The organism is Paenibacillus ginsengarvi, assembly GCF_003626695.1.
In the GTDB taxonomy this organism is placed as follows: Bacteria; Bacillota; Bacilli; order Paenibacillales; family NBRC-103111; genus Paenibacillus_AB; species Paenibacillus_AB ginsengarvi.
Map to the genome: position 1 here is coordinate 298,441 of NZ_RBAH01000003.1, position 12,609 is coordinate 311,049.

The 12,609-nt window shown below is 50.9% G+C and carries 11 protein-coding genes and 1 pseudogene; 4 read left to right on the forward strand and 8 right to left on the reverse strand.

All coding sequences use genetic code 11. The annotated features are described in order from the left end of the window. The first annotated feature begins 42 nt into the window (after window positions 1-42). Window positions 43-753, forward strand: a complete 711-nt coding sequence (locus tag D7M11_RS06320) for a G1 family glutamic endopeptidase (protein ID WP_120746309.1) — start codon at window positions 43-45, stop codon at window positions 751-753. On the opposite strand, the gene D7M11_RS06325 is transcribed toward D7M11_RS06320, so the two are convergent. Together D7M11_RS06325 and D7M11_RS06330 are read right to left on the reverse strand one after the other, a co-directional pair. Continuing rightward, window positions 720-1,745: an alpha/beta fold hydrolase gene (locus D7M11_RS06325; protein ID WP_120746310.1), complete on the reverse strand. Its 1,026-nt coding sequence runs from the start codon at window positions 1,743-1,745 to the stop codon at window positions 720-722. The two genes, D7M11_RS06320 and D7M11_RS06325, sit on opposite strands and share 34 nt — an antisense overlap. Before the next feature lie 96 nt (window positions 1,746-1,841). Further along, on the reverse strand, window positions 1,842-2,549 hold the full coding sequence (locus D7M11_RS06330; protein WP_120746311.1) for a DUF4386 domain-containing protein: 708 nt from the start codon (window positions 2,547-2,549) through the stop codon (window positions 1,842-1,844). A 41-nt stretch (window positions 2,550-2,590) separates the two neighbouring features. On the opposite strand from D7M11_RS06330, the pseudogene D7M11_RS37250 reads away from it, so the two are divergent. From D7M11_RS37250 to D7M11_RS06340, 3 genes and pseudogenes are all read left to right on the forward strand, one after another. Further along, window positions 2,591-2,890 (forward strand): annotated as a pseudogene (locus D7M11_RS37250) (helix-turn-helix transcriptional regulator); the annotation flags it as partial. A gap of 30 nt (window positions 2,891-2,920) precedes the next feature. After that, window positions 2,921-3,475 carry a hypothetical protein gene (locus tag D7M11_RS37255; protein WP_240040983.1) on the forward strand — a complete coding sequence of 185 codons (555 nt, stop codon included), beginning with the start codon at window positions 2,921-2,923 and terminating at the stop codon, window positions 3,473-3,475. A 118-nt stretch (window positions 3,476-3,593) separates the two neighbouring features. Further along, the gene (locus tag D7M11_RS06340; protein ID WP_120746313.1) at window positions 3,594-4,127 is read left to right on the forward strand and encodes a hypothetical protein; all 534 of its coding nucleotides are present in this window, start codon (window positions 3,594-3,596) and stop codon (window positions 4,125-4,127) included. 18 nt (window positions 4,128-4,145) lie between these two features. Here the strand turns inward: D7M11_RS06340 and D7M11_RS06345 are convergent, their stop codons facing one another. The 6 genes from D7M11_RS06345 to D7M11_RS06370 form a co-directional block, all read right to left on the reverse strand. Next, window positions 4,146-5,984 carry a hypothetical protein gene (locus D7M11_RS06345; protein ID WP_205127034.1) on the reverse strand — a complete coding sequence of 613 codons (1,839 nt, stop codon included), beginning with the start codon at window positions 5,982-5,984 and terminating at the stop codon, window positions 4,146-4,148. Between the two features lie 42 nt (window positions 5,985-6,026). Next, the gene (locus D7M11_RS06350) at window positions 6,027-8,312 is read right to left on the reverse strand and encodes a glycosyltransferase family 2 protein (protein ID WP_120746315.1); all 2,286 of its coding nucleotides are present in this window, start codon (window positions 8,310-8,312) and stop codon (window positions 6,027-6,029) included. After that, window positions 8,312-9,400 (reverse strand): GtrA family protein, encoded by a 1,089-nt coding sequence (locus D7M11_RS06355; RefSeq protein WP_158606483.1) that lies wholly within the window; start codon window positions 9,398-9,400, stop codon window positions 8,312-8,314. The genes D7M11_RS06350 and D7M11_RS06355 overlap by 1 nt, the downstream gene beginning before the upstream one ends. A gap of 265 nt (window positions 9,401-9,665) precedes the next feature. After that, a complete protein-coding gene (locus D7M11_RS06360) occupies window positions 9,666-10,994 on the reverse strand; it encodes an SMI1/KNR4 family protein (RefSeq protein WP_120746317.1) in 1,329 nt (442 codons plus the stop codon). Window positions 10,995-11,011: 17 nt separating this feature from the next. Continuing rightward, complete coding sequence (locus D7M11_RS06365; RefSeq protein ID WP_120746318.1) at window positions 11,012-11,527, reverse strand: endonuclease V; 516 nt, start codon at window positions 11,525-11,527, stop codon at window positions 11,012-11,014. Window positions 11,528-11,544: 17 nt separating this feature from the next. Then, window positions 11,545-12,567 carry a hypothetical protein gene (locus D7M11_RS06370; RefSeq protein ID WP_120746319.1) on the reverse strand — a complete coding sequence of 341 codons (1,023 nt, stop codon included), beginning with the start codon at window positions 12,565-12,567 and terminating at the stop codon, window positions 11,545-11,547. Window positions 12,568-12,609 lie beyond the last annotated feature (42 nt).

The following is a 12,609-nucleotide window of genomic DNA, read 5'->3' on the forward strand; positions in this document are numbered from 1 at the left end:
CAAATACCGATATACACATATCCCGATAGGCGGTGGACTCGTTTGACACGAACCAATAAGAAAGCTGCCCCATGCAAGCCGGCCTCTTCCTCTGTACAAACCAAGCTCCAAGTAAGACCAGGCTGGACATCGACGAACTGGTCGGGCTATGCGATCAGGAAGACGCGGCGAAATGCGTATCGCTCGATATCGGCCTCTTGGACGGTACCGCGGGTGCGGCTCAGCCCGACAAACCGCTTCTCGTCCGTATGGCTCGGCATCGACGGCTTCCGCAATACGTCCTTGATTCAGACCGGAACGGAGCAGGATGTCATTAACGGCAAAGCCGTCTATTACGCCTGGTGGGAAATACTGCCCAAAGCCGAAACGAAGATCCGCCTTCCCGTTTCCGCGAACGACCGGATGTATGCCCGCATAGCGAAAATAAGCGGCAACCGGTGGCTCATTGTGCTTACCAATCGAACGAAAGGCTGGACGTTCCGCAAAGTCGCCACCTACAAGGGGCCGGCCTCGACGGTCGAGTGGATTATGGAGGCCCCTTCCGTAAACGGACTAATTACGCCCCTTGCCCGCTATACGACGTTTGCTTTCACCAGGTGCCGCGCGAACGGCATAAGACCGTTGCTGAAACGGGCAAATCGGGGAACGATGGTGCAAGAAGGCCGCACCGTTTCAACTCCTTCCCTTCCGAACCGGAACAGGGACGGTTTCTCCGTCGCTTACGGAGCTTCTAGGCCGCTATCGTCCAAATAATTGGCGAACGATTCCGGTTCCGGTTTTGGTTCCGTGTCCGCTGTCTCGAGTATTTCTCTGATTTGGGCCACGACGGCTTCCCGGTTAGACCAGTGAATATAATGATCCGAATGCGGCAGCGTCACTTGCTGGCTCCGATCGGACCATAACAGCAGCTGTTTCTGCACCTGCTCCCACTGACCCCCGCTATCCGAAGAAACGATCCGGAGCGGAATATCGCGCAAAGGGCCCCCCTCGATGACGCTCCGGGCATTTTCGTTGATATGCTTGATCACATCCAGGTTCGCGGAATCTCCGATATGGTTGTAGTACATGGCGGCATCCAGCTTCCTCAGCTCCGGCGGAAGCGACTTGTTGCGAATAGACTCGCCCGTAATAGGCAGCTTCACGCCGACGGCGCCCAGCGCCCTGACGATACCGGTCGTCCGCAGCGCGGCAAACGCCCGATTGATCGCATACGACTTCAGCTCCGAATCTTCGGCGTAATATTCGGGACTGCCGCCGTCCAGCAGCACCAAGCCTTTGACTTCGTCCGGATAAAGCTGGGCATACCGAATCGCTTCGAGCGAAGCGAGAGAATGGCCTACCAACGTATAGGGCGGCTGTTCGTCCGCAAGCCGCAGCAGCTCACGCAGCTCCTCCGCGACCGTATCAATCGTTCTTGGAGCATCCGTACGTTTACTCCAGCCAAATCCGGGGCGGTCGTAGCTAATCGTTCTGAAATACGGCTTCAACTCGTTCTGCAAGTAATAAAAATCCGTATAGGCACTCGGCGTGCCCGCCCCCGCAAGGAACACGACGGTAGACGGGCCCGCGCCCGCGCCGTACATATGGGTGTCATGACCACCCACCGTATACGTCCGCCCTATCGGCACATATTCGCGAGTTTCGATTCCTCTCATCGCGCTTTGCCAGATGCTGCCGATCAGGAGCAGCTGGAGTACGACGAACAGAGGCTTATATCCGATTCGCGCGCGTCTTTTTTTCTTCATTCGTCTCCGGTCCCATTCTCTGTTGTTCTACTTGCACATTAACTCGCGGCGAATCACCCAATCTATTATACATCATAATCCTTCCGAACCTATGTTCTAAAATTTACGGTTCTCTCGAAGTCGTTCGAGGTTTTGCTTGTGAAAACCTTTCGTTATTAGCCAAACGGCCAAACTCATCTCATACACACCTACCGGCAAAGCCAAAACACCTTTAGTAGCAGAGAGAGGTTCTACAATTCCAAACATCTCTAGCATACCGGCAAGGAACACAAGCCCGGCTGTAATTATCCCAAACTGCGCCAACAATCTAGGGACCAAGCCCGATCGATAAAACAAATAGCTGTACAAGGCCGTGTTCAAACCCAACATCAGATTGGGACCCAGCATCGAGGTCCAACGGTGGAACGCCTGCAGCGTGTAGCCGATCTCGCGGAGATTGTCTTGATTTGCTAAGCCGCCCGCAGCATAATGAATACTAAGCTGCAATAAACCCAATATACTCACTACACCGATTGCAATTAGAACAGCTTCCATAAATCGAAAACATAAATATCCTAATGCTATTTGTTCATTCCAACGCCGAAGATACGGGAACAACATAACCGCCGTACCTACCGCCGTCACAATAAGCATCAGATCATTGCTGACTCCCAGCAAAACCTTATGTTTAAATCCATGCACTACGGACATATACCACTCCTCCGACAAAACTGGCCCATAAGAAATTACGGCAATGATGGAGGTAACTGCAGCCACAATATAAAAGATTCCAATGATGATCGCATTCCTTCTGTCCTGCTTCATAAGTTGCAACCCCTTTAAAAAAATATGGTATAGAGGTATATATGGACCATTACGAGACTATCGAGAGCGCTTTGACCCATATCGAGGAAAACCTGGACCAGCCTTTATCACTGGAGGACGTGGCCCATACCTTTGCAATCTCGAAATATTACTTTCATCGGCTTTTTTCCTCCATGATGGGGTGCTCCCTAAATCAATATATCCTGTCCAGAAGATTAAACGCCTCGATTTCACTGATACTAAACGAGAACGTATCGCTAACAGATATAGCGTATCGGCTAAACTTCGGAACCCCCTCCTCCTTTACCCGCGCTTTCAAGCGTCAATACGGTATTGCCCCCAGCTCTCTTAAAGCCAACAAAGCAGATATCGTGCCAAGCCCAATACCCTCTGTTGTCAAAAGGCCGATTAAAAACATCAATGGCGATATTGTAGCGGATTTTACGCTGACCGTGCTTGAGCCGATCCGCTTGAGCGGCGTAGCTTTCGAGGTTGATCTGGCAGCGGAAGATTACAAGGCGAAGATCCGATCCCGCTCAAACGAGCTGCTGCGTACGATCGATAAGACAGTAAAGGGCCCTTGTTATGTCGTTTATTCAAACTGCCAGCCCGATTCCACCTGCTTCAAGGTCCTGGTCGGTACCCCGCATACGTTTCAGACCGAGAAGCCTTTTTATTTTACCGTCGATGTACCGCCGCTCTTCTGTGCCAAGTTCAAATATTTCGGCGACCTCCTTGATATAGGCGATGTGTTTATAACCGACTTTATACGATTCTTGAAAATTACCAGGCAGGAAGCAGACGATTCGCACATCGAGCTCGTCCAAGTATTCGATAACATTCACGATCTCGGCTCCGCCTACCACATCTATGCGCCTGTCAAAAGCCTCCCCATCGATGCGTTCGATGAACCTAAGATAACATAATCGCTTGCAGATTCACTTTCCACATCTTGCTGTATCCTTGCAGAAAGAAATATGCTTCGGCAAAACAATGGTATTATGGACTTATGGACCCTTTGGAAAAAATGGAGGTGTTTATGGAGTGGAGTATTTGAGAGATTATGCGATGTATGCGGCGGTCTTCGGCTTATTCAGCATGAGCTGGTTCGGCTGGGCGCAGGAAAAGCCGCGCGAGTCTTGGCGCCTCTATCTCGGGATCGCCTCCGGACTCGCGCTCCTCGTCTGCCTAACCGGCGTCTACCTCAGCATCACGAACTGGAGCGCACCTTCCGCCTTAAACGACGATCGCGCTTTCCGGGCGTACTTGATCGCCTTCTACACAGAGATCGTGCTGGCCGGCGGCGGCTCTTACCTGTTGTACAGGGCAAAGAAAAAGGACTTTACAGCCCCATGGATTACGTTTATAGTCGGCCTTCACTTTATTAGTCTGAAAAGCGTATTCGAGGACAGCGGTCTGTATGTGCTTGCCGCCCTCATGGTCGCGGTGGCAGCCGTCTCCGTTTATGTCGCCCGAAGGCTGGGCGTTGCCCCTAGCGCCATCACGGGCATCGGGTCCGGGGCCTCCCTATTCGTTTTCGCCCTGCTGGGTCTGCTCCGCTTCTTTACCGCATCCTGAGCATTCGGCCGGCAGACCTCAAATCCGATTCAGAACGACCCGTTCCCCGGAGCGGGTAATTTTGTAGATGCCCTCTTGCATGTCAACGCCATATTGCTTTTTCAATAATCGCTTCCCGTCGGCATCGCTCTCCACAACGACCAAATAATCGTAGCCGCTCAGAAGGTTATTCATATTGTCCTCATAGAACAAACAGATCCCGTCCACCTTGGAAGCATACAAGAAGTATTTGCCGATATATTGCATGTAGTAGTTTGTTACCTGCTGCTCGGCGTCCGTGGCGTAGAACAAATATTTGCTTTGATCTTCCTCGCCGTCCGGGTACCACCGGTCGCCGGTAACCGAATATACTTTGTAGGGAAGCGTTGTTTCGTAGCTTTTGGCAATGGTAACAATACCGTTATATTCCGATAACAGCAAGGTGGCGGCAATGGCTATACAGGCCATGATGCCTTTCTGATAGTAGCCTTTTGTTTTTATATTTTTAAATGCGCGCGCGGCGGGCACCTCGCCGATTTTATAATGAAAGGAACGCTCTAAATCCACCGCAGCGCACAGCACCAAACCTCCGGCAAAGAGCACTACAATACTCGATGCATACCGCTCGAAGCCGGCCAGCCATATCGCCTCATCCAGCGGCATGGAGTAAAGGTACAGCGCCAAAATCCCCGCATAATACAGCACCAGGACAATATCAAGGGCGATGAGCGCTTTCCACAAGCGCCACTTCTTCTTGAGCACAGCCGCCGCAACAATAGAAGCGGCGATCGCTACGAGCTGCAGGATGACAATCCCCAGCGCCGGCCGAGTCGTTAGATCGAGGCTCGACTTCAGAAACAGCGAAACAATGTCCTGCATCTGCTCCGCGGTTTTCCCCGCCTCCATCCCCTGCAGACCGGAGGAGGAAACGTCGAACTTGTTCTCTACCCCCCGGAAGACGGTTGCCATACGCAAGCTCCAGCCGAAGTAAGGCAGCAAAACGCCGCAGAGGGTCCCGATCACGGGCAGCGCAAGTTTCCAGCCGGGTTTCTTCCAATGAGTCAGCCAAGTATAGATCAGGAAGATCAGCCCGATTGCCGCATATAAAATACCGGTGCTTTTCATAATCGTCAGCAGACCCGCAAGCGGGAGCACCAAGAGGCATGCACGCCTAAGCTCATTCCGATACCGATACACGATCGCGAAGATGGCCAGCGTATAGATCGGGAGCAAGAAGTCCACCAGCAAGTTGGTAATACGGATCGTAATATTGAAAAAGGAAAGCACGGAAAGGCCCAATCCAAGAAAAGCATACAGGAGAAAACGTTTCTTCTCTGAAATGACGCCAAACATCGCGTAAAAACAAGAAAAAATAAGCAGCCCCTGCGCAAGCAGCATCACGTACTGGGAATGTCCTTCAAACCGGCAAAAATAGTACAGAAATGACGAGACGCCCAGCGGATAATTTTTAAAGTCGATCAGATTGGAGGATGGCGTTGGGAAAGCATCCGTACTTAACATCGCCTTCAGCACGATCGCCCAGTGGGAAAAGTTATCGTAATGCGTCAAGCGGGTCTGGAACAACAGCAGCAGAAAAACAAGGCTTCCCGCCAAAAAGGAAAGCTGGAAGATGGAAAAGGCAAAGCGAAGCTTCGCCCCTTGTCGCACCCAGAGCACCACGGCCCACACAAACGCCAGCACGCCTATAAGCATAACGGCAAGGCTGACCGGGAACAACTGCCCTGCCAAACCGCCCAAAAAAACAAGGCAGGCAATAGCCGAAAATACGAGCACCGGGATAAACTCCCATTGCAGCGCCAGTTTACTGCGAACAAGCAGCATATAACCCAAACAGGAAACTACCAGAAGGACTCCCATCCATATCGGAAGGCTGATCAGCATCTCGATCTCTTCTCTCCTCTAAGCGCTCTCGGTTTGCGAATGGATCAAGTCCTCCAGCATCTGATCGATCAGGCCGCGCTCCACAAGTTCGTTTATATTGACGACCGCGAGCAGCAGCTCCTGCCGACGGGATCTGGTTTTTCGCTGATGCTGCAAAATGACCTCAATGTTGCTTTTCGTATAAAAAGTAACGAGATTTCCGGTCGTAGTATCGCCCTTGAAGTCAAAGGAGGAGGCGGAGAAGAACAGGAAATTAAAGCTGCGCAGCGTGCAGCTATCGCCATTGGTAAACACGACCGGACACTGGAGCGGAATCCGCGGCGTTTGCCTCTGAAACGATACAGGCTGAATGATGCGCCGCTTCACGTTGCGAACCATATCGTCGTAGGCCGTATCCCAAAGATTCAACTGCTCTGGCAAAGAATGCTTGCGGTCATAGATGATTTGCATATACTGGCGTTTGTTCGCCTCATCGATCGGCTGGACCGTTGCCGAATAACGCCAGCCTTCCCCGTCCTGCGCGACATAAACGATCTCCGCCTCCAGATTCGCCTCATAGCGCCGGCTCTTCACGGTTAAGGAAATCGCAGTGTGCGGCGGCAAGTAAATGGGCCGCGAAACATACAAGGCAATGCCATGCTCCGATACATCTATCGTTTGGGCCTCATATTGCAGATTGTTAGTTTTGTAATGGATCGTGACCTGCTCTTTCGCCCGAATCCGCTCTGTCTCCCGATAGGCGCGGCGGCCCACCATAAAGAATAACGCGTAGCATAAAGCTATCATGTTGTGAACGAGCCAAAACACGATAATGCTGCTATACAGAAGAGCCAAGCCGTATTTGCCATACGTATACTTGACCAGCGCCGCAATCGAAAGCATTATCAGAAAGATGTGCGGAAGTGCATACATCAGGGACGATACCCATTTTTGGGTAACACCTTTGTTTTTGTTTGTCACCTTGAACTTTCTCTCGTGGATGCCGAACGTTTCCAGCAAGACCGGCACGATCAGATACGGCATGAAGATCGTATCGATGATCTGACTCCAGCGCTGATTGCGAATATTACTGGATAAGTACCGCATCGACATACTGTAGCAAAAATAGGACGGAAGCCAAAAAATTAAAATTTCCACAAAAGTGGTATTTACAATTTTGAAATCAAACAGCGCAAATAAAATAGGCGACATCAGGAAAATCAACCGGTTAAAAAAAGACCACCAGTACAAAAAGCTGCTTAAATAAGTAATTCTCCCCCAGATGGCAAGCTTTTTGGAGAAGACAGCGCGGGTATTCTGCAAGCTTTGGATAATGCCTCTCGCCCAGCGAATCCGCTGCTTGATCATGCTCTGAATCGTCGTCGTGGTCAGCCCTGCGGCCTGAACCTCCTGGGTTGCATAAGTGATATAACCCGCTTGCTGCAGCCGGATGCTCGTCTCAAAGTCCTCGGTGATCGTCTTCAGCGGAAAACCGCCGATTTCCTCCATCGCTTTCCGCGATATAACCGTATTGCTGCCCGTATACGCCACCGCATTGGAGGCATTGCGCAAAATATTAACCTCTCTTGAAAAAAAGTCCTGCTCGTTAGGAATGCCTTGCTCGGCATACAGATTGAATTGAAATAAATCCGGGTTGTAGAAGCTTTGGGGCGTTTGAACCAGCCCGAGCTTGAAGGTATCGTCCCGTTCCTCCTCGCTGCGAAGCCGCCACTGCCCGTTGTCCTCAATAAATTCCGAAAGCAGAAAATACGGGACGGTTTTCATCAAAAAGGTATGCTGCGGAATCATGTCGGCATCGAAGGTAGCCAGCAGCGGAGAGGAGGATTTGCTCAGCGCATTGTTCAGATTGCCGGATTTGGCATCTTTGTTGCCGGGAAAGCCAAGATACCCGACGCCAAACTGTCTGGCAAGCTCCTCCACCGCAGGCCGCGCTCCATCGTCGCACAAATAAATATGGACCTTCGACTTGTCCGGATAATCCATAAATGTGCAGGCATTGACCGTTTTATAGAGCAGATCGACCGGCTCGTTATGTGTCGCAATAAACACGTCCACATGCGGATAATAGTCCGGCGGAATGGTCGGGAAGTCGAGCTGCGTACGTTCCTTTTGCATCTTCTGCAGAAACAGCTCAAACGTAGTCAGCACCGTTATCGTTTCAGCCATAATCAGCAGGAAGCCGAACAAAATGTTTAGAACACCTTCATCCCATGGCAGCGTGAACAGCATACGCCACAGCAAGTAGATGGACATCAGGATCATCGTGACGACAAACAAAATATTTTGCCGTGTTTGGTTTTGCACTAAAGCCGCTGCCCCCTTGCTGAAAATACCCACCGCCGCTGCATTTGAAAACTGAGCAGGAACAGCACGGCATCACAAACGAGTTTCGCTATTTTCTCACTTAGGAAGAAGATCGTATGGAGCAAATAAACTCCGGTACTGGAAAGCAATATGACGAATGCGCACAACGTCAAATAACGCCACAAACTTCCCTGGCTTTGTTCTTTGCGGAATACAAAATGTTTATTAAGCAAATAGTTGACCAGGATGGAAATGATTCTAGCGATCACCGTCGCGAGCAAAATTCTTAAATAGTCCTGCTGACCCAGCAGGGGCCGCAAGAGATCGATTAAAAGCCAGGCAATGCCTAAATCGGCTACGCTGCTGGCCAGCGAAGAGGAAATAAACCGCGCGAAATTGGAGAACAGCACGCCCATCACCCGGGCGCTGTCGCGGATCGGTTTAAAATGAGTCCCCGCATTTCCATTTTCATAGATCACTTGAATCGGCAGGGTATGAATCGGGATGCCGGACTGGGTACAGGAAATGAGCATTTGCAGCTCGTATTCGAATCGGGAGCCCCGGACGCCCTGCATGTACGTAAGCAGCTGCGGGCCGAAAGCCCGAAGCCCTGTCTGGGTATCCGACAACCGCTTGCCGTACAGCGCGGCAAACATCAACGAGCTGATCCGGTTGCCGAGCAGAGACTTGGGCGGTATGCCCTCTTTGCTGAAGTCCCTTACCCCAAGCAGCAGCGCGTCAGGGTGGCGGCCCGCCTCCTCTGCCAGCCGGTACACATCCTCGGCAGCGTGCTGCCCGTCCGAATCCGCCGTTACGACGCAAGACACCTCGGCGAACTGCTGCTCGATGTATCGAAAACCCGTCTTGAGCGCAGCGCCCTTCCCCTGATTTTCCCGATGCCGCAGCACGACACAGCCGTTCTCGCCAAGTTCCCGAAAAATAGGCTGGTAGGCCTCACCGGAACCGTCGTCCACGATGACAAGATGCTCAAGACCGTACTGGCGCAATTGCTGTACATAAGATAACAATCGCTCATCCGGTTCAAGAGATGGAATCAGAATAATAATTTCGCCCTTTGATTTCCCCACAATCATCCCTACCGACCTATTCCTGCGAATTTTAGGATTCCATTCCAATCTATCGGACTATACTATCGTTTTTGTCAATTCCTCTTTGTCCTCCACTATATCACAGCTATTACTCTTAAACTATTTTAAATCTGTGAACGGTTTATGTCCGATGATGTAGAAGTATATCACCGAAAGGGGTGACAGTAAACGAGCACATGGAATCAAAAACGGCGGTAAAAGCTGCTTGCATTACGGTACCCTGGGCATACCGCTTTCTTCATTTTTAGGGGGTGTCAAAATAATCATGGGGCAAATGTAATTCGTTCAAACAACCCGTGAATTTTTCCTTGAAATTAGGATTGCCTTTGTACTCCGGCCATGCAGCCTTATAATACGGCAGCAGCTTCTCATGAGGGATCACGCCCCAAAATAAAATCGAGTTTTTCATGACCTCTTTGTCGCCGCCCATGAACATCCGTTCGATGATCTCCCAGCTTTCCGGCTTGCCATCGCAGCCGCGTGCGGCATAGATTGCCGCAGCTTGCATATTCGAGTCGGAGTGGCACAGGAATGGCGCAAAGTTTTGAAGCGTAATCGCACCGGAGGGTTCCAAAACATAGCCCGCGTGCCGTAGCGTTTCCGGGTCGTGTACGCGGTCCAGACTTTGTACGATCACTTCTATAAACTCCGTAATATCGACAGACTTACCGTACCAGTTCAGCATCATTAAGGCTTGTAAAAACTCCTCGTTGCTTTCGGCATGCAGCAGCTCCAGAAGATAGCCCCTTCCCGCGTCAAAAGAAGTTTTGCAGATTAGCTGAATAGCTGTGGTGCGATGTGGACGCCCTTGATCGGCAACGTCTTTCAAAAAATCAACGGTCGGCTGCGAGATTTTCTTAAACTTGAACATGCCGTCCAGCGCTTTAGATTGGATATCCTCGTTCGGTGCGTTTTGATAAACGCGGATCAACGCCTCTTCATCGCCCGGCATTTTGCTGCCGAACCACCCGATGTCATAATCCAGAATGATTTCATCCAGCCAGCGCTCGTACCAGTCGAGTAAACTATCTTCATAAACGAAGAAAAAAGGATGATCCGGGTAAAAATCCGCTGTGTAAACGATCCTCCCCCTATGCTTTCCTTCCAGCACAAGGTACATATCGTATTCGCAGCCTTGTGTGCCGATGCACAGCATGCCGCCCAGCACCTTGGCACGGGCAGCGTCGTATTCCGGATCGGTTATGTTCTCATCGCTGATCAACGGTTCGGCCAGCTGATTCCATTCCTCCTTAGACATTCCCGGGTGCAGAGCGCATTTAGCAGCGAGTGCATTGGTATCGGTATAGGAAGTGGCCTCTTCCAGCGAATACATCCCGTAATACGGGCCGGCCCCACCATTTCCGACTTGCATAAGAAACTGCGCATAAGGCTCCGGGAGTGTGACTCGATGCTTGGCTTGCCAGTCCTCAAGCGCTTTTCCTGTAAGCTTCTCCTGAACCTTGTATCGATGAGACGATGCCCCGAACACTTCCAAATCCGTATCTTTACGCATAGCCTTTTCGAGCTTGGTATGGATTCGATCCAGCTGCGTTTCCTTCTTCCGAAACCACATAGTGAACCCCCTAGTTGTTACGGCTGGGTCTCCTTCGTTTGCTGATCCAGCAATTTCAGCAGATACGGAAAGCGGTATTCCCCGTACATGTTCCGGATTTGCGCGGCAGCGACTTCCAGCTCCATGCCCACGGCGGTAATATACAAAGGCTTGGTGCTGATCCCCCTGTAAATCGTTCGGACAACGGCCTCGGCCTCATTATCGCGGAAGGCGGTTTTGGCCACACCGATCACCGGGATCTTTCCTGCATAATTCGTATACACATAATGGCCGAGCCCAGGCTTCTTCTCCTTGTTCAGGTACACATAGCCATCCACAACAATAGTATCGATTTGGCTGATATCCGTAAGCTTCATCAGTTCTTGTATGCAAGGGAGCTCCCGTTTATAGAACAAGCCCGGCTCGTATTCATGAGGGCTGTCCGTATAAGACGCGATCACGTCGAGCGGTTTGGAATCTTCCCAACGTTCAAAAAGAACCCCCACCGATTTCGCCCGATTTTCCCCATAAAATACGTCAACAGCGATGATCATAACCTAACAATTCCTTCCTAAACACTCCATTTTCGATAACCCAGCTGGAATAACGATTGCTCGATGTCCTGATCGACTTTGCTCTTGGAAGTGGCAAATTCCAGCTCCGATAAAGCTTGCGGCAGCTTCTGTCGGATAAACGAATCATAATCGATAGCCGTTTTGAAAATGCGGAGCTTGCGCAGCGAAGGCAGCCGCTCCATTCCCGACAAACGAGCCAAGCCTTTGCAATTCGAAATGGACAGCTCCTCCAGCCTCCCCATCTCCCGGTCGAAGTCGATGGTTTGAAGTTGAATTTGATCCTCGATCGTAAGGCTCGTTAACGCCCGGAATTTCGTTATATCGCTCAGGTCCTGTAAACCGCGGACTCTGGAGATTTCCAGATCGTCGATTTCATTCTCCTCAATTTCCCGAATATGTTCCCGTCCGCCAAGCAAAAGGCGAAGATGCTTTAGCTTCTTCAGCCGGTTCACAAAATGCAACGGTTGCTTGCTGATCGAATGCAGCGCGAGGTAAGTCAAACCTTCCAGATCGCCTACCGCATCCAGGTTTTTCACCTTGCCCCCCACATGCAATAACTCCAGATGAGGGTACTCTTTGAAATACTGCAGATTAAGCGTCTTTTTCTCCGACATAATCGTTAAGTCTCTTAAGGAGCGCAGCGAATCGATTCCCAGAATGTCCGGGTTCTCCAGTTCATATAGGCCCAGGTGCAAGCTGTGCAAATGCTCCAGCGCGGCCAAGGCTTCGGTGTTATGCGCCTTAGCGAGACAATTGAGGTGCAGCATTTTGGCATGGGGAATGCGCTGGAGCGTGCGACCGTCGAAGGAGAGAGAATAATGGCCGTAGAATCGTACACCGAAATTGTCATCCAGCCGCGCGCAAAGCTCATCCACTTCCTCCAGGATGGAGTCGTAATAGTCCGGGTGGGAGAACTGGACAATCACTTGATTGCCATCGCGCAGGTCCTGCCCGATCTGCGCCCGGTCCAGCGTGACAGGATTATTGATCAGAATTCTTCTTTTCCATTTCTTACGCATCCGTTCGCCTCCATTTGCCGCCCTTGTGCAAGCTCCAGTCCA